This is a genomic window from Rhizorhabdus argentea (assembly GCF_037861105.1).
Taxonomy (GTDB): domain Bacteria; phylum Pseudomonadota; class Alphaproteobacteria; order Sphingomonadales; family Sphingomonadaceae; genus Rhizorhabdus; species Rhizorhabdus argentea.
Genome location: NZ_JBANFK010000007.1, coordinates 113,888 through 140,251 on the forward strand (window position 1 = coordinate 113,888; position 26,364 = coordinate 140,251).

The 26,364-nt window shown below is 63.9% G+C and carries 22 protein-coding genes; 16 read left to right on the forward strand and 6 right to left on the reverse strand.

Annotated features, from left to right (window positions below; all coding sequences use genetic code 11):
- Window positions 1–40: 40 nt before the first annotated feature.
- From serA to AAC645_RS08920, 3 genes are all read left to right on the forward strand, one after another.
- Window positions 41–1,624, forward strand: a complete 1,584-nt coding sequence (gene serA / locus AAC645_RS08910) for a phosphoglycerate dehydrogenase (protein WP_340315362.1) — start codon at window positions 41–43, stop codon at window positions 1,622–1,624.
- 187 nt (window positions 1,625–1,811) lie between these two features.
- Window positions 1,812–2,927 carry an ATP phosphoribosyltransferase regulatory subunit gene (locus tag AAC645_RS08915; protein WP_340315364.1) on the forward strand — a complete coding sequence of 372 codons (1,116 nt, stop codon included), beginning with the start codon at window positions 1,812–1,814 and terminating at the stop codon, window positions 2,925–2,927.
- Between the two features lie 35 nt (window positions 2,928–2,962).
- Window positions 2,963–4,252, forward strand: a complete 1,290-nt coding sequence (locus AAC645_RS08920; RefSeq protein WP_340315366.1) for an adenylosuccinate synthase — start codon at window positions 2,963–2,965, stop codon at window positions 4,250–4,252.
- Window positions 4,253–4,318: 66 nt separating this feature from the next.
- Here the strand turns inward: AAC645_RS08920 and AAC645_RS08925 are convergent, their stop codons facing one another.
- Window positions 4,319–4,753, reverse strand: a complete 435-nt coding sequence (locus AAC645_RS08925) for a DUF1810 domain-containing protein (protein WP_340315368.1) — start codon at window positions 4,751–4,753, stop codon at window positions 4,319–4,321.
- Window positions 4,754–5,076: 323 nt separating this feature from the next.
- Entirely contained in the window at window positions 5,077–7,260 is a 2,184-nt protein-coding gene (uvrB, locus tag AAC645_RS08930; RefSeq protein ID WP_340315369.1) for an excinuclease ABC subunit UvrB, read from the reverse strand.
- A 223-nt stretch (window positions 7,261–7,483) separates the two neighbouring features.
- Here uvrB and AAC645_RS08935 point away from each other — a divergent pair, with 223 nt between their 5' ends.
- From AAC645_RS08935 to AAC645_RS08960, 6 genes are all read left to right on the forward strand, one after another.
- Window positions 7,484–8,317 carry a 2OG-Fe(II) oxygenase gene (locus AAC645_RS08935; RefSeq protein ID WP_340315370.1) on the forward strand — a complete coding sequence of 278 codons (834 nt, stop codon included), beginning with the start codon at window positions 7,484–7,486 and terminating at the stop codon, window positions 8,315–8,317.
- Between the two features lie 378 nt (window positions 8,318–8,695).
- Window positions 8,696–9,358: a phosphotransferase gene (locus tag AAC645_RS08940; protein ID WP_340315371.1), complete on the forward strand. Its 663-nt coding sequence runs from the start codon at window positions 8,696–8,698 to the stop codon at window positions 9,356–9,358.
- A gap of 118 nt (window positions 9,359–9,476) precedes the next feature.
- Window positions 9,477–9,929 (forward strand): DUF3617 domain-containing protein, encoded by a 453-nt coding sequence (locus AAC645_RS08945; RefSeq protein WP_340315372.1) that lies wholly within the window; start codon window positions 9,477–9,479, stop codon window positions 9,927–9,929.
- Entirely contained in the window at window positions 9,920–10,753 is an 834-nt protein-coding gene (locus tag AAC645_RS08950; protein ID WP_340315373.1) for an arylamine N-acetyltransferase family protein, read from the forward strand. The genes AAC645_RS08945 and AAC645_RS08950 overlap by 10 nt, the downstream gene beginning before the upstream one ends.
- Window positions 10,754–10,871: 118 nt before the next feature.
- Window positions 10,872–12,167 carry an MFS transporter gene (locus AAC645_RS08955; RefSeq protein WP_340315374.1) on the forward strand — a complete coding sequence of 432 codons (1,296 nt, stop codon included), beginning with the start codon at window positions 10,872–10,874 and terminating at the stop codon, window positions 12,165–12,167.
- 97 nt (window positions 12,168–12,264) lie between these two features.
- Window positions 12,265–13,002 carry a hypothetical protein gene (locus AAC645_RS08960; protein WP_340315375.1) on the forward strand — a complete coding sequence of 246 codons (738 nt, stop codon included), beginning with the start codon at window positions 12,265–12,267 and terminating at the stop codon, window positions 13,000–13,002.
- 236 nt (window positions 13,003–13,238) lie between these two features.
- On the opposite strand, the gene AAC645_RS08965 is transcribed toward AAC645_RS08960, so the two are convergent.
- Entirely contained in the window at window positions 13,239–14,762 is a 1,524-nt protein-coding gene (locus AAC645_RS08965; RefSeq protein WP_340315377.1) for a fumarate hydratase, read from the reverse strand.
- A gap of 124 nt (window positions 14,763–14,886) precedes the next feature.
- Between AAC645_RS08965 and phhA the strand changes: the two genes are divergently transcribed.
- The 4 genes from phhA to AAC645_RS08985 all read left to right on the forward strand — a co-directional run bounded on the left by phhA (window position 14,887) and on the right by AAC645_RS08985 (window position 19,114).
- Window positions 14,887–15,786 (forward strand): phenylalanine 4-monooxygenase, encoded by a 900-nt coding sequence (gene phhA / locus AAC645_RS08970; protein WP_340315378.1) that lies wholly within the window; start codon window positions 14,887–14,889, stop codon window positions 15,784–15,786.
- Window positions 15,787–16,017: 231 nt separating this feature from the next.
- Window positions 16,018–16,377, forward strand: coding sequence for a hypothetical protein (locus AAC645_RS08975; RefSeq protein ID WP_340315380.1), 360 nt, complete (start codon window positions 16,018–16,020; stop codon window positions 16,375–16,377).
- A gap of 242 nt (window positions 16,378–16,619) precedes the next feature.
- The gene (locus AAC645_RS08980) at window positions 16,620–18,035 is read left to right on the forward strand and encodes a surface lipoprotein assembly modifier (protein WP_340315382.1); all 1,416 of its coding nucleotides are present in this window, start codon (window positions 16,620–16,622) and stop codon (window positions 18,033–18,035) included.
- 119 nt (window positions 18,036–18,154) lie between these two features.
- Entirely contained in the window at window positions 18,155–19,114 is a 960-nt protein-coding gene (locus AAC645_RS08985) for a HupA family protein (protein WP_340315384.1), read from the forward strand.
- A gap of 19 nt (window positions 19,115–19,133) precedes the next feature.
- On the opposite strand, the gene wecB is transcribed toward AAC645_RS08985, so the two are convergent.
- Together wecB and AAC645_RS08995 are read right to left on the reverse strand one after the other, a co-directional pair.
- Entirely contained in the window at window positions 19,134–20,231 is a 1,098-nt protein-coding gene (wecB, locus tag AAC645_RS08990; protein WP_340315386.1) for a non-hydrolyzing UDP-N-acetylglucosamine 2-epimerase, read from the reverse strand.
- Between the two features lie 7 nt (window positions 20,232–20,238).
- On the reverse strand, window positions 20,239–21,201 hold the full coding sequence (locus tag AAC645_RS08995) for a cation diffusion facilitator family transporter (RefSeq protein WP_340315388.1): 963 nt from the start codon (window positions 21,199–21,201) through the stop codon (window positions 20,239–20,241).
- 391 nt (window positions 21,202–21,592) lie between these two features.
- Here AAC645_RS08995 and AAC645_RS09000 point away from each other — a divergent pair, with 391 nt between their 5' ends.
- From AAC645_RS09000 to AAC645_RS09010, 3 genes are all read left to right on the forward strand, one after another.
- Window positions 21,593–22,786 carry a type III PLP-dependent enzyme gene (locus tag AAC645_RS09000; RefSeq protein ID WP_340315390.1) on the forward strand — a complete coding sequence of 398 codons (1,194 nt, stop codon included), beginning with the start codon at window positions 21,593–21,595 and terminating at the stop codon, window positions 22,784–22,786.
- A gap of 119 nt (window positions 22,787–22,905) precedes the next feature.
- Window positions 22,906–23,958: a 1,9-bis(guanidino)-5-aza-nonane synthase gene (locus AAC645_RS09005; protein WP_340315391.1), complete on the forward strand. Its 1,053-nt coding sequence runs from the start codon at window positions 22,906–22,908 to the stop codon at window positions 23,956–23,958.
- Between the two features lie 57 nt (window positions 23,959–24,015).
- On the forward strand, window positions 24,016–25,866 hold the full coding sequence (locus AAC645_RS09010) for a hypothetical protein (RefSeq protein ID WP_340315393.1): 1,851 nt from the start codon (window positions 24,016–24,018) through the stop codon (window positions 25,864–25,866).
- Here the strand turns inward: AAC645_RS09010 and AAC645_RS09015 are convergent.
- Entirely contained in the window at window positions 25,858–26,307 is a 450-nt protein-coding gene (locus tag AAC645_RS09015) for a BLUF domain-containing protein (protein ID WP_340315395.1), read from the reverse strand. The two genes, AAC645_RS09010 and AAC645_RS09015, sit on opposite strands and share 9 nt — an antisense overlap.
- Window positions 26,308–26,364 lie beyond the last annotated feature (57 nt).

Sequence of the window (26,364 nt, forward strand, 5' to 3'; positions counted from 1 at the left end):
TTTCGCTGGGATGACGTCCTGAGAATCAAGGACAAAAACGATGCCTAAGGTACTGATTTCCGACCAGATGGATCCCCTCGCCGCACAGATCTTCCGCAACCGCGGGATCGAGGTCGACGAGATTACCGGCAAGACCAAGGAAGAGCTGATCGCGATGATCGGCCAGTATGACGGCCTTGCTATCCGCTCCGCGACCAAGGTCACCAAGGAAGTTCTCGAAGCCGCCACCAACCTCAAGGTCGTCGGCCGCGCCGGCATTGGCGTCGACAATGTCGACATTCCCTCCGCGTCGGCCAAGGGCGTGGTCGTGATGAACACGCCGTTCGGCAATTCGATCACCACCGCGGAGCACGCCATCGCGCTGATGTTCGCGCTCGCGCGCGATCTGCCCGAAGCCGACAAGTCGACCCAGGCCGGCAAGTGGGAGAAGAACCGCTTCATGGGCGTCGAGGTCACCAACAAGACGCTCGGCCTGATCGGCGCCGGCAATATCGGCTCGATCGTCGCCGACCGTGCGCTGGGCCTCAAGATGAAGGTCGTCGCCTATGATCCCTTCCTGACGCCCGAGCGCGCGATCGAAATGGGCGTCGAGAAGGTTACGCTCGACGAGCTGCTGGCGCGCGCCGACTTCATCACCCTGCACACGCCGCTGACCGATTCGACCCGCAACATCCTGTCGAAGGAAAATCTGGCCAAGACCAAGAAGGGCGTGCGCATCGTCAACTGCGCGCGCGGTGGCCTGGTCGACGAGGCCGCGCTCAAGGAAGCGCTGGACAGCGGCCAGGTCGGTGGTGCGGCGATGGATGTGTTCGTCACCGAGCCGGCCAAGGAATCGCCGCTGTTCGGCACGCCGAACTTCATCGCCACCCCGCATCTCGGCGCCTCGACCAACGAAGCCCAGGTCAATGTCGCGATCCAGGTCGCCGAGCAGATCTCGGACTTCCTGCTGGGTGGCGGCGTCACCAACGCGCTCAACATGCCGTCGCTGTCGGCCGAGGAGGCCCCCAAGCTGCGTCCCTACATGGCGTTGGCCGAGCATCTCGGCGCGCTGGTCGGTCAGCTCGAGGGCGATGCGATCAAGGCGGTCGCTATCGAGGTTGAGGGCGCTGCCGCCGAACTCAACCAGAAGCCGATCACCGGCGCGGTGCTCGCCGGTCTCATGCGGGTCTATTCGGACACGGTGAACATGGTCAACGCGCCCTTCCTCGCGAAGGAACGCGGCCTCGACGTCCGCGAAGTCCGTCACGATCGCGAAGGCGACTATTCGACGCTGGTGCGGGTCACCGTCACGACCTCGGACGGCGCCAAATCGGTGGCGGGCACGCTGTTCGCCAACGCCGAGCCGCGCCTCGTCGAAATCTACGGGGTGAAGGTCGAGGCCGATCTCAGCGGCGACATGCTCTACATCGTCAACGTCGACGCGCCAGGCTTCATCGGCCGGCTCGGTTCGGCGCTGGGCGAGGCCGAGATCAACATCGGCACCTTCCATCTCGGCCGCCGCACGGCGGGCGGCGAAGCGGTGCTGCTGCTCTCGGTCGATACCAAGGTGGACGACGCGGTGAAGGCGAAGATCGCCCAGCTACCCGGCGTGAAATCCGCCAAGGCGCTGAGCTTTTCGGTCTAAACCATTGCCCCAGCGAACGCTGGGACGACGTCTCTCCCGGCTAGGCGACGACCTCGCTATACAGGTCGCCCCCAGCCGGGATTGGGCTCTCGTTCCAATTGATCTTTCATGCCCGCTTTCAGGCTTTGATCACAATCACGAAGGTTGAAGTTGAACCGCGTGCATTCGCCGCTATGAGCCTCAGCCGATGACTATCACCCCCGGCCTCCTGCCCGAAGGACTGCGTGATCGCCTGCCGCCGCAGGCGGAAGCCGGGTCGCGCCTGCTGCACAGGGTGATCGTCGCGATCGGCCGCCATGGCTATGCGCGCGTGTCGCCGCCGCTCGCCGAGTTCGAGGAAGGACTCGTCGCGCAGCTCAAATCGGCGCGCGCGCAGGATCTGTTGCGCTTCGTCGACCCTGTCTCGCAGCGTACGCTGGCGCTGCGGCCGGACATCACTGCGCAGGTCGGCCGCATCGCCGCTACCCGTATGGGCCACCGACCGCGCCCGCTGCGGCTCGCTTATGGTGGTCCCGTGCTCAAGCTGCGCGCCACCCAGCTACGCCCGGAGCGCGAACTGACCCAAGCGGGCGCGGAGTTGATCGGCAGCGACAGCCTTGCGGCGGTGATCGAGGTGTTGCGCGTCGCGGTCGAGGCGCTCGAAGTGGCCGGCGTCACTGGCATCACGGTGGACCTGACCTTGCCCGACCTGGTCGAAACGCTAGCCGCCGGCGCCATGCCGCTGCCACCCGAGAAGATCGACAGGGTGCGCGACATGCTCGACGCCAAGGACGCCGGCGGGCTCGCGGGTCTGGGCGCCGACGCCTATCTACCCTTCATCGAGGCCGCCGGACCCGTCGCCCCTGCCCTCGCGCGGCTCCGCGCCATTGCCGGCGCCACGGCGCTCGACAAGCGGATCGAAGCGATAGAGGCGATCGACGCCGCGCTCGGGACACAGGTCACGCTGACGCTCGACCCCACGGAACGCCACGGCTTCGAATATCAGAGCTGGATCGGCTTCTCATTGTTCGGCCGGGGGCTATCGGGCGAGATCGGCCGCGGCGGCAGCTATACGATCGTCCATCCCGACGGGCGCGAGGAAAAGGCGATCGGTTTCTCGCTCTTCATCGATCCGCTGGTCGATATCGGTCTCGGCGTCGTCGAGCATCGCCGCGTCTTCCTGCCGCTCGGCACCGATCCGGCCCTGGCGGCGCGGCTGCGCGCCGACGACTGGATCACCGTCGCCGCGCTCAGCGAAACCGACGAGGCGGCGGCGCTCGGCTGCACCCATATCCTTCGCGGCTCTACGCCCGAATCCCTTTGAATCCCGTGATGCGGGAAGTTGAACAGGACTGACTGATGGCCAACGTCACCGTGATCGGCGCCCAGTGGGGCGATGAGGGCAAGGGCAAGATCGTCGATTGGCTCGCCGAGCGCGCCGATGTCGTCGTGCGCTTCCAGGGCGGGCATAATGCCGGCCATACCCTTGTCGTCGGGGACCAGACCTACAAGCTCAGCCTGCTGCCCTCGGGCATCGTGCGCGGCACGCTGTCGGTGATCGGCAATGGCGTTGTGTTCGATCCCTGGCACTTCCGCGAAGAAGTGGCGAAGCTGCAGGGCCAGGGCGTTACCATCACCCCCGCAAACCTACAGCTGGCCGAAACCTGCCCGCTGATCCTGCCGATCCACCGCGACCTCGACGGCTTGCGCGAAGACGCCTCGGGCGCGGGCAAGATCGGCACCACGCGGCGCGGTATCGGTCCGGCCTATGAAGACAAGGTTGGCCGCCGCGCGATCCGGGTCTGCGACCTCGCCCATCTCGACGATCTCGAGCTACAGCTCGACCGGATCTGCGCGCATCACGATGCGCTGCGGGCCGGCTTCGGCGAGCAGCCGGTCGACCGCGAACGACTCAAGCGCGATCTCGCCGAGATCGCCGACTTCATCCTGCCCTTCGCCAAGCCTGTGTGGCTGACGCTCAACGAGGCGCGCAAGGCCGGCCGCCGCATCCTGTTCGAGGGCGCGCAGGGCGTGCTGCTCGATGTCGATCACGGCACCTATCCGTTCGTCACCTCATCGAACACCATCGCCGGCACCGCCTCGAGCGGGTCGGGGCTTGGCCCGTCGGCAGCAGGCTTCGTGCTCGGCATCGTCAAAGCCTATACCACCCGCGTCGGTTCGGGACCCTTTCCCTCCGAGCTGGAGGACGAGACCGGCCAGCGCCTCGGCGAACGCGGCCGCGAGTTCGGCACCGTCACCGGGCGCAAGCGCCGCTGCGGCTGGTTCGACGCGGTGCTGGTGCGCCAGTCGGCGGCGGTGTCGGGCATCACCGGCATCGCTCTCACCAAGCTCGACGTGCTCGATGGCTTCGAGCAGATCCGGATCTGCACGGGCTATACGCTCGACGGCAAGAGTTATGACTATCTGCCCCCGCATCCTCAGGATCAGGCGCGGGTCGAGCCGGTTTACGAGACCATCGAAGGCTGGAGCGAGTCCACCGCCGGCGCGCGCAGCTGGGCCGAGCTTCCTGCCCAGGCGATCAAATATATCCGCCGCGTCGAAGAACTGATCCAGTGTCCGGTCGCGCTAGTCTCGACCAGTCCCGAACGCGAGGACACCATCCTGGTCCGCGATCCGTTCACCGACTGAGCTGTTCTTCCTAAACTCGTTTTCTTGGCGACCGGATCTGGCCGCCGCCCGGTCCGCTGCGTCATTTCAACGGCTTGAGCCAGCGAGCAATGCCAAAGTGGCCTCGTCTGCCACGCCATCGAACCAGCGGCTGAGGGCACCGTCGAACACGGCGCCTCCGCCCGCTCGTGCGAACAGGGTCAACGAAGATCGCAGCTTGAGCGCGTCCACCGCCCCGAACGCAGCTTCCGCGTCGTGCCGGTCGAGATCCTGCAATTCTGTGACGCATGTACGCAGGCGTTCGCCCAGGATCGGATGCTGGAGATAGGCGCGAGCCTCGTCGAGCGAGCGGATCGCATAATGCCGGGCCATCGCGCTGTTACCGAGCCCGGCGAACTGCGGGAAGATGAACCACATCCAGTGACCGCGCTTCTGCCCATTCCGGATCTCGGCCAATGCGCCGTCGTAAATACTTGCCTGTGCGGACACGAACCGCTGCAGATCGAACCGGTCAGTCGTCACTGTCCTTTGTTCTTACTGTCCTGCGGTGCGTGGCGCCCTGCTAGCGCTGTCATTCGCCCGCTCAGCCACCGGAGCTGTCGGGCTCTCCTGCGTGGTGTGCACTTCGCTTGGGGGGCGCCGTACGCGACGCGAGGACGTAGCGGCTCAGTTCATGCCAGGCCTCGGAAGTGGGCTGCGTCCAACGGGGTCGCGATGTCCCAGACGCACGGCTCGCCTCGTACATGATGCTTCCTCCTGTTGCTCCCCTGCCTCCAGTATAGATGGTTCTCCACCGTTCGGCACGAGAATTCGCGTAACGAGCCAAGTTTCCGTAGCGGAACTGTTCAACCACGCTTGGCGGCGCGCATCTTGCTGTATTTGGTGGTGCGCGTTCCAGGCTTGCCGCCGGTCGCATGGGCTTTGACCGGCGCCCGATGCTCTTCGACCGGCAAGCCGAGCTCCTCCTGTTCGAGCCGGCGGATCTCGTCGCGCAGTCGGCCGGCCTCCTCGAACTCGAGATCGGCCGCCGCCGCGCGCATTCGCGCTTCGAGATCCTCGATATAGCCGCGCAGATTATGGCCGACCATGTGCGAACGCTCGTCGATGCCGGTGTCCACCGTCACCTGGTCCCGTGACGCGAGATGGCCGACGATGTCGGTGATGTTGCGCCGGATCGTCTCGGGCGTGATGCCGTGCTCCGCGTTGTAGGCGGCCTGCTTCTCGCGCCGCCGCGCCGTCTCGGCCATCGCGCGTTCCATCGATCCGGTAATGCTGTCGGCATAGAGGATCACCCGCCCATCGACATTGCGCGCGGCGCGGCCGATCGTCTGGATCAGCGAGGTTTCAGAGCGCAAAAAGCCTTCCTTGTCGGCATCGAGGATCGCGACCAGCCCGCATTCGGGAATGTCGAGGCCCTCGCGCAGCAGGTTGATGCCGACCAGAACGTCATAGACGCCAAGCCGTAGGTCGCGGATGAGCTCGATGCGTTCGAGCGTCTCGACGTCGCTGTGCATGTAGCGGACCTTGATGCCGGCCTCGTGCATATATTCAGTGAGGTCCTCCGCCATCCTCTTCGTGAGCGTGGTGACCAGCGAGCGATAGCCCTGCTTCGCGGTCTCGCGCACCTCATGGACGAGATCGTCGACCTGACTCTCGATCGGCCTCACCTCGACCGGCGGGTCGATCAGCCCGGTCGGGCGGATCACCTGCTCGGTGAAGACACCGCCGGTCTGCTCCATCTCCCAATTGCCAGGGGTAGCGGAGACAAACACGGTCTGCGGGCGCATCACCTCCCACTCGGCGAACCGCAGCGGACGGTTGTCGATGCACGACGGCAGGCGGAAACCATATTCGGCGAGGGTGATCTTGCGGCGATGGTCGCCCCGCGCCATTCCGCTGAGTTGTCCGACGGTCTGGTGGCTCTCGTCAACGAACAGCAGCGCGTTCTCGGGCAGATATTCGAACAGCGTCGGCGGCGGCTCACCCGGCAACCGCCCGGTCAGGAAGCGTGAATAATTCTCGATGCCGGCGCAGCTGCCCGTGGCGGCGATCATCTCCAGGTCGAAATTGGTGCGCTGCTCCAGCCGCTGCGCCTCGAGCAGCTTGCCCTCGCCGACCAGTTCCTTAAGCCGCTCGGCGAGTTCGAAGCGGATCGCCTCCATCGCCTGCTTCATCGTCGGCCCCGGCGTGACATAATGCGAGTTGGCGAACACCCGCACCGACTCGAGGCTGGCCGTCTTTTTGCCGGTCAGCGGGTCGAACTCCACGATCTCCTCGACCTCGTCGCCGAAGAAGGCGATACGCCACGCGCTGTCTTCGTAATGCGATGGAAAGATCTCGAGATTGTCGCCGCGCACGCGGAAGTTTCCGCGCGCGAAAGCGGCGTCGTTACGTTTATACTGGAGCGCCACCAGCTTGCGGATGATCTCGCGCTGGTCGACCGTCTCGCCCTTCTTCAGGTCGAAGATCATCGCCGAATAGGTCTCGACCGAGCCGATGCCGTAGATGCACGACACCGACGCAATGATCAGCACGTCGTCGCGTTCGAGCAGCGATCGGGTCGCCGAGTGGCGCATCCGGTCGATCGCTTCGTTCACCGAGCTCTCTTTCTCGATATAGGTGTCCGAGCGCGGCACATAGGCCTCGGGCTGGTAATAGTCGTAATAGCTCACGAAGAATTCGACGGCATTGTCGGGGAAGAACTGCTTGAACTCGCCGTAGAGCTGCGCCGCCAGGATCTTGTTGGGCGCGAGCACCAGCGCCGGACGCTGCAGCTGCTCGACCACTTTGGCCATCGTGAAGGTTTTTCCCGATCCGGTAACGCCGAGAAGCACCTGATCGCGCTCGCCCGCCTGCGCCTGCGCCGCCAGCTCGGCGATCGCGGCCGGCTGGTCGCCCGATGGCTCATAATCGGACACGAGCTTGAACGCCTTGCCCCCTTCGCTCTTTGCCGGGCGCTCGGGGCGATGGGGTATGAAGGTATGGCCGAGGTCGACATCGTCGAGGCTGGTGCGGATCTGGATCGACATGGAACAAATATAGGCCGAACGCCGCCTCTGACAATCTTGTTCGGCCCTATCCGCGTCGTCGACGAGGAACGACCGGGCGCGCCGGGACCAATCAGATCGCATATCGAATTGCGCGGCATAGCGGTGCTTATGGTGCTGGCCAGGCCAGGCCATCCCCCCAGTCCTGATCGCCACCTCCGCGCCTGCCCCATGACATCGATGATGAGATGGTGGATAAAGCCGCATGAGCATCCTCAGCTTCTCCGATCACCAGGGTGGGCCTGGCTTCGATGCGGCCCAATGCCGGAAGATCGGGGCCGGCCACGCAGCAGCCTATGCGGCAGCGCAGCCCTTCCCGCACATCGTGCTCGACGAGTTGCTCGATCCCGCGCTGTTGCGCGACATGGCCGCCCGATTCCCGTCGGCCGAGGGCAAGAGCTTCTTCGACCGCGATCAGGAGCGGCTCAAATTCCAGTTCGCCCCGGACGAGATCATCGATGCGCGCCTGCGCCATCTACTGCTCGAACTCAACGCCCCCGCTTTCCTGGGTTTCCTCGAAGCGCTCACCGGGATCGGAGGCCTCATCCCCGATCCCTATTATATCGGCGGCGGCCTGCACGAGACGCGGCCAGGTGGGCATCTTTCGATCCACGCGGATTTCAACCTGCACAAGCAGATGCTTGTCGAGCGACGGCTGAACCTGCTCATATACCTCAACGATGATTGGCTTCCCGACTATGGCGGCGATCTCGAACTCTGGGATCGCGACATGAAGGCGTGCGCCGCAAAAGTGGCGCCAATCCTCGGCCGCGCCGTGATCTTCAACACCGATGCCGATAGCTATCATGGCCATCCCGAGCCGCTCGCCTGTCCGCCCGGACGCTCTCGCCGCTCGATAGCGACCTATTACTATACCGCGCCCCAGACCGAGGATCTGCGCAGCCGCACAACCTCCTTCCGCCGCCGCCCGGGCAGCTCGGACCGTCGCGACATGCGGGTAGCGGTCGATCACCTGATCCGGAACTGGGTGCCTCCGCGCCTTCAGCCGCTGGCGCGCCGCCTCAACCGTTTCCGTTGACCCGGGCAAACTTGGTCGCGCCCGGCCGCCTAGGCCGCCCGAGCTGGGACGTGGCGTCAGGCCTTATTCCTTCTTTGGATCTTTGATCATCGGCCTTGGTCGCTGTGCTGAATTTATCGTCGGATTGTCAAAACAGCCTAAATTGGCGATGGACCTTGGATGACCTCGGATGCGGACCTTCGATCGATCACTGCATTTCTGACAGAGCGCTTCGAGGCCGTCGATGAACATTCCATATGTGCGATCAGTCAAGCAAAGCCCCGGCCTGATTCCAACTGCGCATTCCATGTCCGGATCGCCGGAATCCGCCATGTCTTGCTGCTTTCCCCCCAAGCATTTCCGAACCTGATCGAAGTGGAGCTTTTCAAGGCACACCGAATGCGAGAGGTGCTCGGCAAGGACGGTGATGTCCTCCTGCAGCCTTTCGATACAGGACGTCTCGCTGACCGAAGCTATGCAATCCTGCCCTATCGCAGACCTCTCTCCAATCGCCGGCTAATAGGTCGGCTGAGCGAGATGCGCGTACGCAGGCCAGTGCTGAATTGGCTGACACGGATCGCGCGCGATCGGCATAGCGTCATCGATCTCGCCGCTTATCGGAACGCGCTGCACTCCTTGAGTAGAACGGCCAAACCGGGGTGGCCGCCGGACGAACTGCTGAGCCGTTGCTACGCCCGCATCGGCAGGCCGGATTTCAGGCCTTTGGGCGTGCCGATGCATGGCGACATGTGGAAAGGCAACGTCCTGCGCGGCACAAAGGGCGCTGCATTCACCTTGATCGATTGGCGCGGATCGGAAGTCTGCGGCTTTCCTATATTCGACTTGGTCAGCACAGCATCGTCCTTTCGCCTGTCACCCGCCGCACTCCGAAGGGAGTTGAAGGCGCATCGAGCGGCACTGCACTGTATAGATGATGATTTGCCCGTTTATCTGCTCGGCGCATTGGGGCATTATGCGGCCCATCTCGACCATTTCCCGGTTCAGGATTTCCGGGCCATGGCGGCTGATTTCATCGGCCGCCTGGTTGACGCAATCGATTAGTAGCACCGTAGGCCGGTGGTCGCGTGAAGACGTCGCCCGGCCGCTGAGACTTGAACCCTCACCGCCAACCGCTAATGACGAGGATCCCGCCGCCTGGCCATCGAAAGAAGCCGAACATATGCGAATGCTGCCGACCGCCCTGATCGCATTCACCTTGGCGACGCCGGCCGCTGCCGACGGCTTCGCGCCGGGCGTCTGGCAGCATCAGACCAAGACGATCAGCGCCGACGTGCCCGGCGTTCCACAATGGGTGGTGAAGATGTTTGCCGGTAACAGCAGCCGCAAGGCCTGCTACACCGCACAGCAGGCGGCGAGCCGCCCCGAGGCCCTGCTGACCCAGGACGATGCCGCGGTCTGCAAGCTGCGCCGCCTGTCGCTCGTGGGAGGCAAGCTCGCCTTCGACACCTTCTGCGTCAACAAGCGCTTTCCCGATGGGCTGCTGGTCGCATCGAAGGGCAGCTATACCCCCGACAGCTACGAGATTTCGACGATGTCCACCGGCACCAAAGACGGCGAACCGGTCAGGATCGTGACGACCGGCACCGGCCACCGCACTGGCCCATGCAAATAAGCGCACCGATCGACCTCGACGGCTATCTCGCCCGCATTGGCCTTGGGCTGCGGCCGGCCGCCGACGCCGAGGGACTGGCCATCGTGCAGCGCGCGCACCGCCTGTCGATCCCGTTCGAAAATCTCGACGTGCGACTGGGGCGGGGCATCAGCCTCGATCCGGCCCATGTCTTTGACAAACTCGTCCACCGGCGCCGCGGCGGCTATTGCTTCGAGCAGAACCAGCTGTTTCTGCGGGCGCTGACCGCGATCGGCTTTGACGCGCGGCCGTTGCTCGCGCGAGTCTGGCTGGGGACGGTCGAGGTGCCGCCGCGGACCCACACCATCAACCTCGTCCGCATCGATGGCGAAGACTGGATCGCCGACGCCGGCTTTGGCGGCAGCTACGGCCCGCCTATGCGGCTGTTCGACGGATCCGAAGCGACCGCGCCCGATGGCGCCCGGTTCAGGCTATCGCGGACCGAGGATTATGGCTGGCTGCTCGAGCGGCGCGGCGATCCCCGATCAACCGACGGCCGCAGCCACAGCGAGGACTGGCAGGCGCAGTACAGCTTTACCCTCGACAAGGTCACGCCGATCGACCTCGAAATGTCGAACCACTGGACATCGACCCGACCAGGCGTGCGCATGACCTCGCTGTCGATCGTGAGCCTCTGCCTGCCCTCGGGCTTCGCTACCCTCACCGATCGCCATTACACCCGCCGCAACGGCGACCAATATGTCGAGGCCGACATCGAAAGCGCGACCGCATATCGGCTGCGGCTGAACTTCGTATTCGGCATCGCCCTCGACGATGTCGAGATCGGTGGGCTGGGGCTGTTTTGAGGCTGCTTCCGTCTCGCCCTGCGTTCCGTCATCCCAGCGAACGCTGGGATCTCCCTTGTTCTTCAATGCGGCGCGCGAGGCAGAGAGATTCCAGCTTTCGCTGGAATGACGAAATAAGGTGACGCCCGCCCGCCCCCGCAACGCCATCCGCTCGGTCGTCGGCGGATCGCTCGGCAATCTGGTCGAGTGGTACGACTGGTACATCTACTCCGCCTTCTCGCTCTATTTCGCGAAGAGCTTCTTTCCGAAGGGTGATTCCACCGCACAGCTACTGAGCACCAGCGTCGTGTTCGCGATCGGCTTCCTGATGCGGCCGCTTGGCGGCTGGCTGCTCGGCGTGCTGGCCGATCACTTCGGCCGCAAGAGAGCGTTGACGTGGTCCATCACACTGATGTGCGCGGGGTCGCTGATCATCGCCTGCACCCCCACCTATGCGTCGATCGGCATCGCCGCGCCGCTGCTGCTGGTGATTGCGCGGATGGCGCAGGGGCTCAGCCTGGGCGGCGAGTTCGGCACCGCAGCCACCTATCTCACCGAGATAGCGCCCCCCAACAGACGCGGCTTCTGGTCGAGTTTCCAATATGTCACGCTGATCGCCGGGCAATTGCTCGCGCTCGCGCTGCTGGTGCTGCTGCAGTTCGTGTTCCTGACCGAAACACAGCTCGAATCCTTCGGCTGGCGGATCGCGTTCGCGACGGGCGCGATCCTGGCCGTCACCGTCTTCTGGCTTCGCCGCGGGATCGATGAGACCCCCGATTTCCTCGAAGAGGGCACGCAGAAGCGCAAAGGCGGCCTCGTCACCCTCATCCGCGAGCAGCCGAAGCAGGTCGCGCTGGTGTTCGGCCTGTCGATCGGCAGCAATGTCAGCTTCTACGCTTTCACCACCTATATGCAGAAATATCTGGTCGCGAGCGCGGGCTTCGCCAAGGATCAGGCGTCGCTGATCTGCTCTGCGGCGCTCATCTTCTATATCGTCATCCAGCCGCTGCTGGGCGCGCTGTCCGACAGGATCGGCCGCAAGCCCCTGCTCTACTGGACGTGGATCCTCGGGGTCGTCGCCACCGTGCCGCTGTTCACCGCGATCGGCGCGGCGCAGAGCATGCTGAGCGCCTTCCTGCTGATCTGCCTCGCCTATCTGATCATCTCCGGATCGAGCGCCACCAGCGCCGTGGTCAAGGCCGAGCTGTTCCCGCCGCACGTCCGCGCGCTGGGTGTGGGCCTGCCCTATGCCGTCAGCCAGGCGATCTTCGGCGGCACCGCGGAATCGGTCGCACTGTCGTTCAAGGCGGCGGGGATCGAGGCTGCTTTCTTCTGGTATGTGGCGGCCTGCATGGCCATCGCGCTGGTCACCACCTTCTTCCTGCCCGAGACGCGCTGGCCCGGAGGCCGGCCCGTGCGCAAGGCCGCCGGCTGATCCTTGTCCGATCGGTTCAGCGGCGGGAAAGCGCAACTCCCTAGCAGGATCGCGATCGGGTTGCGGTACGCCGCCGCGGCCATTAGGGCCCGTCGATATGCGTCCGGCATTCAAACTTTCCTGGCCGGACAAGCGTCCCGATCTGCTCACCCGCCGCGCTGTCGGGCTGACGCTCGCCATCGCGGTCCACCTGATCGGCTTTCTCCTCGCCTTCCTCATGGCGCCGCCGCTCGCGGTCAGGAAGGCCGAGCCGGAGTATAAGAGCTTTCCACTGCTCGCGCTGCGCGAACCCAAGGCCGAGCGGAAGGCCGCGGCGCACAAGGCGACGCCCAAGCCTGTCGAAGCCGTGACCGCGCCGAAGCTCCCCGATCCGCCGCTGGCGGCTGCAGCACCGCTCAGGATGATGCTCGTCAGCAGCGACGTGTTCTCCGCGAGCGACATCGGCAAGATCCCCTCGCGCACGCAGGGGGCGAGCGGCACTGGTGGCACCGGCACCGCCGACAGCAGCGGCAATGGCGAGGGACCGGGCGGCGCACGGCTCTACAACGCCGAATGGTATCGCGAGCCGACGCAAGCCGAACTGGCCTATTATCTTCCGAAGGGCACGCCCCGATCAGGCTGGGGCGAGATCATCTGCCGGACGATCGCGGATTATCGCGTCGAGGACTGCCGCGAACTGGACGAAGGGCCGATGGGATCCGGCATGGCTCGCGCCATCCGGCAGGCCGCCTGGCAATTCCGCGTCCGCCCCCCACGCGCCGACGGCAAGCCGCTGATCGGCGCGTGGGTCCGCATCCACTATTCGCTGACCGTGAACGGGGAAAGGGGCGGGTGACGAATCTCAGTCTCGACGCGGAGCTAAGCCATTACCCATGTCCCTTTTCCTCGTCATCCCAGCGAAAGCTGGGATCTCCCTTGTTCTTCAATTCGGCGCGCAAGGCAGAGAGATTCCAGCTTTCGCTGGAATGACGGATTTAAGATTCGGTGTACGAGAAACTTCTCGGCCCGCGGCCTCGCGCCCCTCCCTCACCCAACCCTCTCACCACAGGGGAGAGGGTTAGAGTCGGTCCCCTACGCCGTCTCCAGCAGCTTCTCTCTCGCAATCTTCTCGCGCCACACCAGCGGGCCGGTGTGGTGGACGCTCTCGCCGGTCGCGTCGACGGCGACCGTCACCGGCATGTCCTTCACGTCGAACTCGTAGATCGCCTCCATGCCGAGATCGGCGAAGCCGACGACCTTGGCGCCCTTGATCGCGCGCGCCACCAGATAGGCCGCACCGCCGACCGCCATCAGATAGGCGGCCTTGTGCTTCTTGATCGACTCGATCGCGGCCGGGCCGCGCTCGGCCTTGCCGACCATCGCGATGAGGCCGGTCTGCTCGAGCATCATGTCGGTGAACTTGTCCATGCGGGTCGCGGTGGTCGGGCCGGCGGGGCCGACGACCTCGTCGCGCACCGGATCGACGGGGCCGACATAGTAGATCACCCGGCCCTTGAAATCGACCGGCAGTTCCTCGCCGTTCGCCAGCATCTCCTGGATGCGCTTGTGCGCGGCGTCGCGGCCGGTGAGCATCTTGCCGTTGAGCAGCAGCCGGTCGCCCGGCTTCCAGCTCGCGACGATCTCGGGGGTCAGCGTGTTCAGGTCCACGCGGATAGACTCCTTCGACGGCGCCCATTCGACCTTCGGCCATTCGTCGAGATTGGGCGGATCGAGATAGGCCGGACCCGAGCCGTCGAGGTGGAAATGCGCATGGCGGGTCGCCGCGCAGTTCGGGATCATCGCCACCGGCTTCGACGCGGCGTGGGTCGGATAGTCGAGGATCTTCACGTCGAGGATGGTCGACAGGCCGCCGAGCCCCTGCGCGCCGATGCCGAGCGCGTTAACCTTGTCGAAGATCTCGATCCGCAGCTTCTCGATATCGTTCTGCGGCCCGCGCGCCTTCAGCTGGGCCATGTCGATGTCGCCCATCAGCGATTCCTTGGCCATCGTCATAGCCTTTTCGGCGGTGCCGCCGATGCCGATGCCCAGCATGCCCGGCGGGCACCAGCCGGCGCCCATCTTCGGCACCGTCTCGATCACCCAGTCGACGATCGACTCGGACGGGTTGAGCATCGCGAACTTGGACTTGTTCTCCGAACCGCCACCCTTGGCCGCGACCGCGACCTCGACATGATGGCCGGGCACCATTTCGACGTTGAGCACCGAAGGCGTATTGTCCTTGGTGTTGACGCGGCTGAAGGCGGGATCCTTGAGGATCGAGGCGCGCAGCCGGTTCTCGGGATGGAGATAGGCACGGCGGACGCCCTCGTCGACGACCTCCTGCAGGCTGCGCTCCGAATCCAGCATGCACTGCTGGCCCCATTTGATGAAGACGGTGACGATGCCGGTATCCTGGCAGATCGGACGGTGGCCCTCGGCGCACATCCGGCTGTTGGTCAGGATCTGCGCGATCGCATCCTTGGCTGCCGGGCCCTGCTCGACCTCATAGGCCGCGCCCAGCGCCTTGATATAGTCCATCGGATGATAATAGCTGATATATTGGAGCGCGTCGGCGACGCTCTCGATCAGATCGGCTTCCTTGATGATGACGGTCATGGCCCCGGGCTCCCGCGATGCTGCTTTACGCATCCACATAGCCGCCAAAGCCAGCGCCGGTCAGCCCTAAAATGTGCCCGTAGCGGGCAGTGTAAATGGTATCATCTGTTGCTATATCGCTGTTATGCTCAAAACCAACGAGACCATAGCTCCTGCCCCGCCCCCAGGTGCCGCGGCCGACTGGACCATAGCCCAGGCGTGGGACGGCTATACGCCCGCCGAGCATGCAATGTGGGACCGGCTGTTCGCGCGCCAGTCGGCGATGCTGCCGGGCCGGGTCGCGCCGGCCTTCCTCGAGGGCCTCGATATGCTGCGGCTGTCGAAGCGCGGCATTCCCGACTTCGCCGAGCTGTCGGATCGGCTGATGAAGGCAACCGGCTGGCAAGTGGTCGCTGTCCCCGGACTGGTGCCGGAGGACGTCTTCTTCGAGCATCTCGCCAATCGCCGCTTCGTGGCGGGCCGCTTCATCCGCACGCCCGCACAGCTCGATTACCTCCAGGAACCCGACATATTCCATGATGTGTTCGGCCACGTCCCGCTGCTCGCCAACCCGGTGTTCGCCGATTACATGCAAGCCTATGGCCGCGGCGGCCTTCGCGCACTCGAACAGGGCGCGATCGACCGGCTGGCGCGCCTCTACTGGTACACCGTCGAGTTCGGCCTTGTCCGCGACGGCGCCGCGGGCGATGGCGGCCTGAAGCTCTACGGCGCGGGCATCGTTTCCTCCTATGGCGAGTCGATCTTCGCACTCGATGACCCCTCCCCCAACCGGCTCGGCTTCGACCTGAGGCGGGTGATGCGCACGCGCTACCGCATCGACGACTACCAGCAGAATTACTTCGTGATCGACAGCTTCGACGATCTGCTCCGCCAGACGATCGAAACCGATTTCGCGCCGGTCTATGAAGAGATTGCGCGGCAGGAAGACATCGAGCCGGGCGAGATCATGGCGGGCGACATGGTGATTACGCGAGGGACGCAGGCCTATGCACACGGACGGGAGAGGGCAGTCGTGCAGGACTGATAGAGAATGTCGGGCACTTGCGGACGGATTGTTCCTTAAATGATCTGATGGTGAAAGCAGGCATCCACATCATGGCATATCGAACAAGTTTTCTAGGCCGACGCTATGATGCCTGCCAGCGCAAGACGGCGCGTTGCGGATGGAGACTTGGAGTTACACATTATGTGCAGATGAAATCGCCATCGCTTGGGGGTAGGGTTATGATCTAACCGCTTCCTTGGGATCAGCACCATGCACAAAATCACGCGCTTGACCTTGATTGCCGCAACGCTGGGCTGGTGCTCGCTGTCGCTCCCCGCTTTCGCGGCCGGCAATCCCAACAATGGCAACAACGGGAACACGAACTCGAACGGCAATGCCGGTCATGGGAACCCGAACAACGGGAACAACGGGAACACGGGCTCGAACGGCAATGCCGGCGGTGGCGGCAACGGTGGTGGTGGTGGCAACGGCGGCGGTGGTGGTGGCAGCGCTCACGGCACTCCGGCGCCGATCGCCGGCATCGGCCTTGGCGCCCTCCTCCTCCTGGGGGCCGGAGGAAAGATGCTGACGCGGCGGCGCCGCAGCCAGCGCGATGCGGAGCGAGGGTGACCTGACACGGGCGGAGCGTTGACGGCCTTGTGTCGAGGATAGCGCTGAGGCGTTTGCCGTTATTGGCATAATGCCTCGTCAATGCGCTGGCGAGTTTCATCGACGCAAACCTGCTTCAACATATCCAACTCGCAATCGCGGGTTTGGTCGATCCGACAACCCGCACCAGATCGGATCAAACAACTGGAATCGAAGGATTACAGATATTGCCGTGGGTTGGCGGCCGTGATTAACCCGCTGCGATGGATACGAAGGAGTTGGTGCAACCGGACAAGACCGCCTTCAGCGCGTTTCTTCGGTTTTTCTCGGCCGTAATCATACTGCTATGCTCGCCGATCCGGCCGTTCTCGGTTGACGCACTGCGGGCCGCTACCCTTCCTGCCGACAGCCTAAAAGGCAGCGGGAAGAGCACCGCGCACCTTGCGCTGACACCCTTGCAGCTTTTCGATCTCGCGGAGCAGGCTGGTGAGCGAGGCAATCATGCTCTCGCCGAAAAGCTGCTGCGAGCGCTCGCCAGCAATCCCGACATCGAAACCCGCTCGGAAGCGCGCTTTCGCCTGGCGATGTTGTTGGCGCAGAAGGAACATAGGCTGCGGGACGCCGCCACGTTGCTGCGACAGATCCTGGATGAGAAGCCCAAAGCTGCTCGTGTGTGGATCGAACTGGCAAAGATCCAGACAGCTCTGGGCAACATCGCGTCGGCAGAAGCCGGATTGCGTGCGGCTCAGCTGGCAGGTCTACCGCCGGAGGTTGCGCGGGACGTTCGTTTTTTCATGCAGGCGCTGGATGCACGCCGTCATTTCGGCGCCAGCATCGAAGCCACTTTGATGCCCGATACCAACATCAACCGCGGCACGTCGGTAACAACGGTGGGTACGCAGCTGGGCGACCTGGTGCTGTCGCCAGATGCGCGAAAGCATGCCGGGTTGGGATTGAATCTGCGCGGGCAGACCTATGTAAGGCTGAACCTGTCCGATCGTGTCAGGTTTCTGGCGCAATTGTCCGGTGCCGGGACGGCCTATCGCGCAAGCAGGTTCGATGATTTCACCGCATCGCCTCTCGTTGGGCCGGAATTTTCGCTCCACGATGATCGTGTGACCGTGCTGGTCGGCCCGTCATGGCGCTGGTTTGGCGTCAAACCCTATACTGCAAGTGTCGTGACGACCGCCGCGTGGCAGCATGCGCAGTCCCCGCGGACGGCGTTACGCGTCGATGGCAGCTATGAACGGACTGCCAATCGACTGAACAGCGATGAAAGCGGGAGCAGCTATACGCTCGCTGTGGGATTTGACCGGGCTATCAGCACCCGATTGGGTGCCGGCGCGCAAGTGAGAGCCTTCAGAAGGCTGGCCAGACTGGCAGCCTACTCACTCACAGTTGGAGGCATTTCTGCTTATGCCTTTCGAGACATAGGTCATCTGACTGTTTCCGCCGTGGCAGCCTATTCGCATCTCGAGGCGGACGACAGGCTGATCCTGTTTCCACGCCGACGGATCGATGACGCGTGTAATCTGACGCTCTCTACAACCCTGCGAAATATCCGCCTGTCCAACGTGTCACCGGTATTTCGCATTCGCTACGAGGCGAATTTCTCTAGCCTGGAAATATACCAGCATCGTCGACTGTCCGCTGAGATAGGGCTCAGCACATCCTTTTAATGAAGACTCATGGAGACAATTTAATGAGGAAGATTGTGTCAGCCACACGGCGTTTGGCCGGCATTAGCATGCTTTTTGCGTTGACAGGATGTGGCGGGAGCGGCGGAGGCGGCGGGACCGTGAACAGTTTATCGAATAGCCTCCCCACTCCTGCACTGGTTACGCCCAGCACCATTTCGCCCAGTGCCTCATTTTCGAACACCCTGCAGAGCGGCGGCTTCGCGACGATCAGGGCGAGCGGCGATTTCACCCGCGCCGCCGGCGACGGCACTTCCAAAGCCAAGGCCGTCATCTCGCCGAACGATATGACGAACTTCATATCCTATGATGCCGCAACCAATACCTACGCTTTGAACTTTACCAATTCCTCGGGTCAGGCGAGCCAGCAGCTATTCGATCCGCAGCCGGCTGATCGACAGGTTACTGTGTTCGCCGATGGCAATCCTGATCCGACAGAAGTCCGCTATCAAAGGCAGGACTGCTACTTCAGTGGATGTTTTTCTGAGGATTACTTGATAACGCATGCCGGTAGCGGGTCATTCGCTTACACCTACACCGCTGTTGCCATGGTTCAGGACCGGCGAGATCCGGCGATTGGACTTGCGACTGTTCGCAATGATCTTGCGGTGTTCGGCATGCCCACGCCAACGTCTGCCGTGCCACGCACCGGCAGCGCGACCTATGCGTTGGACCTGCTGAGCAGCAGCTACACAGGCTCCGGTTCGGGCAGCGTCAACTTCGGCGCGGGAACCTATGATTTTTCGGGTACGATCAACCAGGTAATAGGGGCTTCTACAAATACCGGCACCTTTCAGTCTTCTGGCAAACTGGCGAGCGGGAGCAGCGGCTTCTCGGGCACCGTCGACCTCTCGGTGGCGAGATCCTACGCTTCGGGGATCCCCGGCGTGACGACAACTGAAAACTATGCGTATCGCGGTCGCATTGGTGGAAGCTTCTTCGGACCTGCGGCGCAGGAACTGGGCGGGGCTTTTGTAGCTCCGGCCACCTCCTTTACCAGCACCGCGGGATCTATCTCGGAACCACCCCCTGTATATGGCGCGATCCTCGGGCACAGGTAGTAACACCCCGCCGCGTCACCTACGCCCTCATCCGCCGCCGCAGATCCGCAACGCACCTTCCCGCCGTGCCCCCATCCCAATATTCCGGCCGCTTGCGATTCTGCTTCGGCTCGGCCAGCGCCGCCAGCAGCCGCTCCAGCAGATTGCCGGCGTTGACCAGCTGGGCCGTCCCCTCGCTGATCGTGATGGGGCGCTCGGTATTCTCGCGCAGCGTCAGGCAGGGGATGCCGAGATAGGTGGTTTCCTCCTGGATTCCGCCTGAATCGGTGATCACCGCCGCCGCGCCTGCGACCAGGCTCATGAAGCGGACATAGGCGGCGGGGCCGACCAGCGTGATGCCGGCGCCCTCAAGTCTCGCGATGCCGGCGTCGCCGAGCCGCTGGCGGGTGCGGGGGTGGACCGGGAAGATCAGCGGCAGCTGCGCCTGCACCGCGACCAGCGCGTCGGCCAGCCGGTCGAGCTGCTCGGGCACGTCGACATTCGACGGCCGGTGCAGCGTGACGACGCCATAGCCGCCGGGCTTGTGGCCGAGTTCGCCTGGATAATCCGCCGCCAGGATCGCGGGGCGGACCAGCTCGTAGCTGTCCATCATGATATTGCCGACGCGGGTGATTCGTTCACGCGGGATGCCCTCGGCGATCAGGTTCTCGTCGGCGTCTGGGGACGGCGTCCACAGCACGTCGGCGAGCACGTCGGTCACCAGTCGGTTGAGCTCCTCGGGCATATCGCGGTCGCGGCTGCGCAGGCCGGCTTCGAGGTGGACGATCGGGATGCGCAGCTTGCCCGCCGCCATGGATGCCGCCGCGGTCGAGTTGACATCGCCGACCACGATCAGCCAGTCGGGCCGCTCGGCGATCGCCAGCGCCTCATAGGCGATCATCACCCTGCCGGTCTGTTCCGCATGGCTGCCCGAGCCGATGCCGAGATGATGGTCCGGCACCGGCAGGCCCAGGTCGGCAAAGATGTCGTCGGACATCGCCGCGTCATAATGCTGGCCGGTGTGGACGATCACCGGCGCGAAATCGTCGGTTGCCTTCAGGGCATGCCAGAGCGGCGCGACCTTCATGAAATTGGGGCGCGCGGCCGCGATCAGGTGGACGATGGCGGGACGGGTCATGCAGCCCTCAATGATGATGCGCGGGCGCACAATCGCGCCTCTGGTCGGCGCAGGCGCCATGCTCGATCTGGAAGGTGGAGTGGCCGATCCGGAACTCTTCGCGCATCAGCTGCGCGGTTTCGGCAAGGAAGGCGTCGTTCTCGCCCGCCTCGCCCGGCGCCGGCATCAGCAGATGCGCGGTCAGCGCCACTTCGGTGGTGCTGGTCGGCCAGATATGGACATGATGGACGGCGCCGACGCCGGGCAGGCTGGCCAGTCGCGCGGTCACCTCGCCGGTGTCGATATCGCCGGGGACGCCATGCAGCGACATGCTCAGCGAGTCGCGGAACAGTCCCCAGGTGCCGGCGACGATGACCGCGACAATGACCAGGCTCATGGCAGGATCGATCCAGGACATCCCGGTCTCCGCGACGATCAGCCCCGCCACGACCACGCCCGCCGACACTGCGGCATCGGCGGCCATATGGAGAAACGCCCCCCGGATATTAAGGTCGTGCTCGCCGCCGCGCAGGAACAGCAGCGCGGTGCCCAGGTTGATGGCAATGCCGACCGCGGCAACCGCCATCATCGTGTCGCTCTCCACCGGCGCCGGGTGCAGCAGGCGCTGCACCGCGCCGAGTGCGATCGCGCCACAAGCGACCAGCAGGAGGATGGCATTGAACAGCGCCGCGAGGATCGACGATCCGCGCAGCCCATAGGTGTAGCGTGCGCTCGCAGGCCGTTTCGACAGGGCATAGGCGGCCCAGGCCATCAGCAGCCCCAGGACGTCGGACAGGTTGTGCCCGGCATCGGCGATCAGCGCGATCGATCCGGACAGCCAGCCTGCCCCACCCTCGACGATCACGAATCCCAGGTTGAGGGTCACGCCTATCGCGAAGGCGCGGCCGAACTCCTTGGGCGCGTGCGAATGCCCGTGGCCATGAGCATGGCCGTGCGTATGATCGGAATGCTCGTGATGGTGACCTGCCATGGCGCCGTCCTACGCCCTCGTGGAGAGCATGAGGAAGGCCGTAGCCGGCGCGCCGCGGAACACCGGCCTGGCGTCATCAGCGGCAACCGAGACACGGCTTTCAGGGGCAGGTTCAAGCGTCATTGCGCAGCCAAGCCATAGCGCCCGGCCAAACGCAAGCGCGGCGCGACCGATTCGCACCGGAAAAGCGACGAAACCCGTCAACAGCTTTTGATGATTTTATCCCATTTTTCATAGGCTTGATCGACCATATGGCCGCTGGGCGCCATGGGCTGCAGATCGCAACTTTACATAGCTGTTATCGCACCATATATCCGCGCCTCCGCTGCCCCATGGGACTTCCACCGCAAGGCAGCTTTCTTGCCAACGTTACACCCGGAGGTCCCTTGAGTTGCACAAGCATCATAGCGCGCTGGGGCTAGCTGCGTCCCTGAAGCCGGTTCAGCCGGTTACGCTCCTTCGTCCCCACGCCGCTGCGCGGGCTGCCCGGTTCTTCGTCGAGAAGTTCCAGGGACGTTCGATGTATGCGGTCAAGGCGAATCCATCGCCCGACCTGATCCAGATCCTGTGGGATAATGGCGTGACGCATTACGACGTCGCGTCGATCGCCGAGGTGCGTCTCGTTGCCGAGCTGCTGCCCGAAGCGACGCTCTGCTTCATGCATCCGGTGAAGGCCGAGGAAGCGATCGCGGAGGCCTATTTCACCTATGGCGTCCGCACCTTCTCGCTCGATTCGATCGAGGAGCTCGAGAAGATCGTCCGCGCCACCAAGGGTGCGACCGATCTGACGCTGTGCGTGCGGCTGCGCGTCTCTTCGGAGATGTCGAAGCTCAGCCTCGCGTCGAAGTTCGGCGTCGAGCTGACCGAAGCCAAGGAATTGCTGTTCCGCACACGCCAGGTGGCGGATGCGCTCGGCATCTGCTTCCATGTCGGCAGCCAGGCGATGAGCCCGTCGGCCTATGTGCAGGCGATGGAGAAGGTTCGCGCGGCGATCGTGCTCGCGGCGGTCACGGTCGACGTGATCGATGTCGGCGGCGGGTTCCCGTCGGTCTATCCCGGCATGGAGCCGCCCGAGCTCGAAGGCTATTTCGACGCGATCCACAAGAGCTTCGAAAGCCTGCCGGTCAGCTATTCGTCCGAACTGTGGTGCGAGCCGGGCCGTGCGCTTTCCGCGGAATATGCCAGCCTGTTGGTCCGGGTCGAACGCCGCCGCGACAATGAGCTGTACATCAACGACGGCGCCTATGGCGCATTGTTCGATGCGGCGCATATCGGCTGGCGCTTCCCGGTGAAGCTGCTGCGCGACCAGCCCTCGCGAGCGCGCGATCTGGCGTTCAGCTTCTACGGCCCGACCTGCGACGACATGGATCGCATGGCCGGCCCGTTCATGCTGCCTGCCGACATCGGCGCCGGCGATTATATCGAGATCGGCATGCTCGGTGCCTATGGCTGCGCGATGCGCACCGGCTTCAACGGCTTCACCGCCGGCGAGCGGGTGATCATGGACGACGAGCCGATGGCGAGCCTCTACATAGCCGACGACGAGGTCCGCGAGGCGGTTCCGTCGAACGTCATCAAGCTGTAAGGGCTGACGATCACATTACTCCGTCATCCCAGCGTAAGCTGGGATCTCTTTTCCTTGGCAGAAACAAGGGAGATCCCAGCTTTCGCTGGGATGACGACTGATATTTACGAGGTAAGACAATGACCGACGTGGCCATCAACGACACCCGCAAGGCCGAGCTGCTCTCGACCCAGGTCGAGCATATCGACATCAAGAGCTTCGACGCGCGCCCGATCATCGACGCAATGGGCAAGATGAGCTTCACCAGCCGTGATCTCGCCCGCGCCACCGGCATCTACAACCAGATGCTTGCCGATCCCGACTGCACCATCTTCCTGGTGATCGCGGGGTCGACCTCGGCCGGCGGCTGCATGGACGCCTATGCCGAGCTCCTTCGCTCGGGCATGGTCGATGCGGTTGTCGCCACTGGCGCATCGATCGTCGACATGGATTTCTTCGAGGGCCTCGGCCACAAACATTATCAGGCGCTCGAGGTGCCCGACGACGATACGCTGCGCTCGCTGCTGATCGATCGGATCTACGACACCTATATCGACGAGGAGCAGCTTCAGGACTGCGACCACACGATCTACGAGATCGCCAACTCGCTCGAGCCGCGTCCCTATTCGAGCCGCGCCTTCATTCGCGAGATGGGGAAATATCTGGTCGAGCACGGCAAGAAGGAGAACAGCCTCGTCAAGCTCGCCTATGAGCATGACGTGCCGATCTTCTGCCCGGCGTTCGTCGACAGCTCGGCGGGCTTCGGTCTCGTCAAACATCAGGTCGACTGCATGAAGGCGGGCCGCCCCTATATGGTGCTCGATGCGATCGCGGACTTCCGCGAGCTCACCGACATCAAGATCAAGGCGGGGACCAGCGGCCTGCTGATGATCGGCGGCGGCGTGCCGAAGAACTTCATCCAGGACACCGTCGTGTGCGCCGAGATTCTCGGCCATGATGACGTCCAGGTCCACAAATATGCAGTGCAGATCACTGTCGCCGACGTCCGCGACGGCGCCTGCTCGTCGTCAACGCTGCAGGAGGCGGCGAGTTGGGGCAAGGTCAACACCGGCATCGAGCAGATGGTGTTCGCCGAGGCTGGTTCGGTGGTGCCGCTGCTCGCGTCGGATGCTTATCATCGCGGTCACTGGAAAGGCCGCGCGAAGCGGGCCTGGGGCAAGATCTTCGATTGATCCGAACCTCGATGTGCGAAAAGACCGCCCGATGACGGGCGGGCGGCGAACAGGCCAATGAGCGATCTGATCGGCTTCGAGAGGGCGGCCTATGGCCGCTCGCCAGACCGCATGACGCGGATGATCGGCGCGCTGCGCAACATGACGGTTGGCACCCTCGTCGAGGATGCTGCCCAGCCCGACAAGGCGATCAACCACGGCGTCCTTATCCACCGTCTGGCCGCCGCGATCATCGCGGTCTTCGCCGATCCGCAGGTGGAACTCAGTGCCGAAGATGCTGACCGCCTGATGGTGGTGGCCGGCACGATGCGGCAGATTTTCGAGCTGTCCGGCTTTGGCGGCCCGGACGTCATCCTCCGCCTGCTGGGCGATACGCCGGTCAGCGCCCCGGTCGGGCAGATCGCGAAGCGGCTCGTCCTGCTCTCGCTGGAAACGCCGTTCGAGTGGGATCCGAAGATCCTGGCTGCGGCGGGGCCGCGTCTCGCCACCCAGCTGCTGGCGAGCCTGATCGCCACCAAGCCGGTGATGACCGTTCGGGGCCAGCAGCGCCGGAACCGGCTGCTCGAGGTTGCAGCGTCGCTGCCGATGGGCGCGTATCCGGCCGGCGTGGATCATCTGGTGCTGATCAGTTCGGCCTGGATGGTCTGCAGCTATGCCGGCACTGCCGGAAAGCATGCGATAAAACGGAACTTCAACGGCGTATTGCGCGACGTGGCGGCGGACCTTGGCTTCCACGACGCGGAGCTGCCGGCATGGCAGGCCGACCGGATGCGTCCGGTGCTGTTGTTCGCTGCGGAGATCATGCACAGCGTCCATGTCCAGTATCGCTATTTCGGCCAGTACCTGCGCCAGCTCCGCACCCGCTTCGACCTTGTGCTGCTGACCGAGAAGCGCGAGGTCGACGATGCCGTGGCGGCGCTGTTCGATCGGGTGCTGACGTTCGAGCGCGGTACGGACAGCGCCTATCTTCGCGACATCGCCCGGATGATCGCCGAAACCGCGGCCGACATTATCTTCTATCCCAGCGTCGGCATGCGGCATTGGGGCCCGCTGTTCGCAAATTTGCGGCTGGCGCCGATCCAGCTGACCGGCCTCGGCCACTCCGCGTCGACCTTCTGCGACACCATCGATTATTATCTGCTCGAGGAGGGCTATGTCTCCGATCCGGCGCTGTTCGGCGAAACCGTCATCACCCTGCCCGACGACAGCCTGATCTTCGAGCGAGCGCCACATTATGCACCGCTCCCCCCCCAGATCCGCGAAAAGCCGCAACCGCTCCGCATCGTCCTTCCCAGCAATGCGCTGAAGCTCAATCCAGCGTTCCTGTCGGTGATTGCACGAATCCGCGCCGAGGCAGGACGCCCGCTCGAACTGCATCTTCTCCCCAACGCGAGCGGACTGGAGCTCGATGCCCTTCGCAGGAGCGTTCAGCAGATCCTGCCCGGCGCGATCGTCCATCCGACACTACGCTACGACCGCTATCTCGAGATCATTTCATCCTGTGACCTGAACCTGAGTCCCTTCCCGTTCGGTGGACTGCACAGCGTGATCGATTCGCTGCGCCAGGGCATTCCGGTCGTCGCGATGGAGTGCCCGGAGCCGCACGGCCGCACCGACGCCATGCTTCTGCGCCGCCTCGGCATGCCGGAATGGCTCGTCGCACGGAACGAAGCAGAATATGTGGCGGCCTCGCTGCGCATCATCCGGGACGACGCGCTTCGGGTGGATCTGAGCAGGTACGCGCTCGCGCTCGATATCGATACGGTGATGTTCGGCGATGCAACGACGCCGCTGCGCAGCGAGGTGGCCGATGCGCTGTGGTGGCTCTACCGCCATCATGAATCCATCCAGTCGGACGGCCGTAAGCTGTGGAACCAAGCGGATCGGCAGGACCTGGGTTCAGCTTGACGAAGGCCTGCCGATCGGCGCCTGCTGTTTGGCGCTTTCCTGCGCCAGCATCCGCATCAGCTTGTACAGTTCCGCGGTCTTCTCGGCCATCGCGACGCTCTCCTGCTTGTTCAGCACGCTCGCGATGCGGTGGTCCATGTAGCTGGCAGTACCCCAATAGGCGAGGCCCCAGGCAGGGAAACGATAGCCATCGATCGGCTTGCGTTCGATGACGGTGACGCATTCGTGCCGCGGATCGTGCGCGATGCTAGCCATCAGTTCGTCCACCGCCACGTCCGGCCCCTCCAGCAATTGCCCGAAATGTCGCTCGGTGTAGATCAGCGCACCGCGCACGGCCAAATGGCCGTTGCGCGCCGTCGAGCCGTTGACGATGCTGCCAATTTCCACCTGCTGCGCACCACGTGCAATCAAGCTGCGGCTGACGTATATCAGGGATATCATCCTCATCGCCCGGTGATGCCATGATCAAGCGACCGGCGCACTTCGCAATTATACCAG

What these genes read in the sequence shown, in the direction of transcription:
- AAC645_RS08975 (WP_340315380.1), top strand. Translation starts at nt 16,018, where the DNA reads ATGCACAAAATCACGCGCTTGACCTTGATTGCCGCAACGCTGGGCTGG.
- AAC645_RS09005 (WP_340315391.1), top strand. Translation starts at nt 22,906, where the DNA reads ATGACCGACGTGGCCATCAACGACACCCGCAAGGCCGAGCTGCTCTCG.
- AAC645_RS08935 (WP_340315370.1), top strand. Translation starts at nt 7,484, where the DNA reads ATGAGCATCCTCAGCTTCTCCGATCACCAGGGTGGGCCTGGCTTCGAT.
- uvrB (WP_340315369.1), bottom strand. Translation starts at nt 7,260, where the DNA reads ATGTCGATCCAGATCCGCACCAGCCTCGACGATGTCGACCTCGGCCAT.
- AAC645_RS08960 (WP_340315375.1), top strand. Translation starts at nt 12,265, where the DNA reads ATGCGTCCGGCATTCAAACTTTCCTGGCCGGACAAGCGTCCCGATCTG.
- AAC645_RS08965 (WP_340315377.1), bottom strand. Translation starts at nt 14,762, where the DNA reads ATGACCGTCATCATCAAGGAAGCCGATCTGATCGAGAGCGTCGCCGAC.
- AAC645_RS08915 (WP_340315364.1), top strand. Translation starts at nt 1,812, where the DNA reads ATGACTATCACCCCCGGCCTCCTGCCCGAAGGACTGCGTGATCGCCTG.
- AAC645_RS08945 (WP_340315372.1), top strand. Translation starts at nt 9,477, where the DNA reads ATGCGAATGCTGCCGACCGCCCTGATCGCATTCACCTTGGCGACGCCG.
- AAC645_RS08980 (WP_340315382.1), top strand. Translation starts at nt 16,620, where the DNA reads ATGGATACGAAGGAGTTGGTGCAACCGGACAAGACCGCCTTCAGCGCG.
- serA (WP_340315362.1), top strand. Translation starts at nt 41, where the DNA reads ATGCCTAAGGTACTGATTTCCGACCAGATGGATCCCCTCGCCGCACAG.
- AAC645_RS08940 (WP_340315371.1), top strand. Translation starts at nt 8,696, where the DNA reads ATGCGAGAGGTGCTCGGCAAGGACGGTGATGTCCTCCTGCAGCCTTTC.
- wecB (WP_340315386.1), bottom strand. Translation starts at nt 20,231, where the DNA reads ATGACCCGTCCCGCCATCGTCCACCTGATCGCGGCCGCGCGCCCCAAT.
- AAC645_RS09010 (WP_340315393.1), top strand. Translation starts at nt 24,016, where the DNA reads ATGAGCGATCTGATCGGCTTCGAGAGGGCGGCCTATGGCCGCTCGCCA.
- AAC645_RS08995 (WP_340315388.1), bottom strand. Translation starts at nt 21,201, where the DNA reads ATGGCAGGTCACCATCACGAGCATTCCGATCATACGCACGGCCATGCT.
- AAC645_RS09015 (WP_340315395.1), bottom strand. Translation starts at nt 26,307, where the DNA reads ATGATATCCCTGATATACGTCAGCCGCAGCTTGATTGCACGTGGTGCG.
- phhA (WP_340315378.1), top strand. Translation starts at nt 14,887, where the DNA reads ATGCTCAAAACCAACGAGACCATAGCTCCTGCCCCGCCCCCAGGTGCC.
- AAC645_RS08950 (WP_340315373.1), top strand. Translation starts at nt 9,920, where the DNA reads ATGCAAATAAGCGCACCGATCGACCTCGACGGCTATCTCGCCCGCATT.
- AAC645_RS08920 (WP_340315366.1), top strand. Translation starts at nt 2,963, where the DNA reads ATGGCCAACGTCACCGTGATCGGCGCCCAGTGGGGCGATGAGGGCAAG.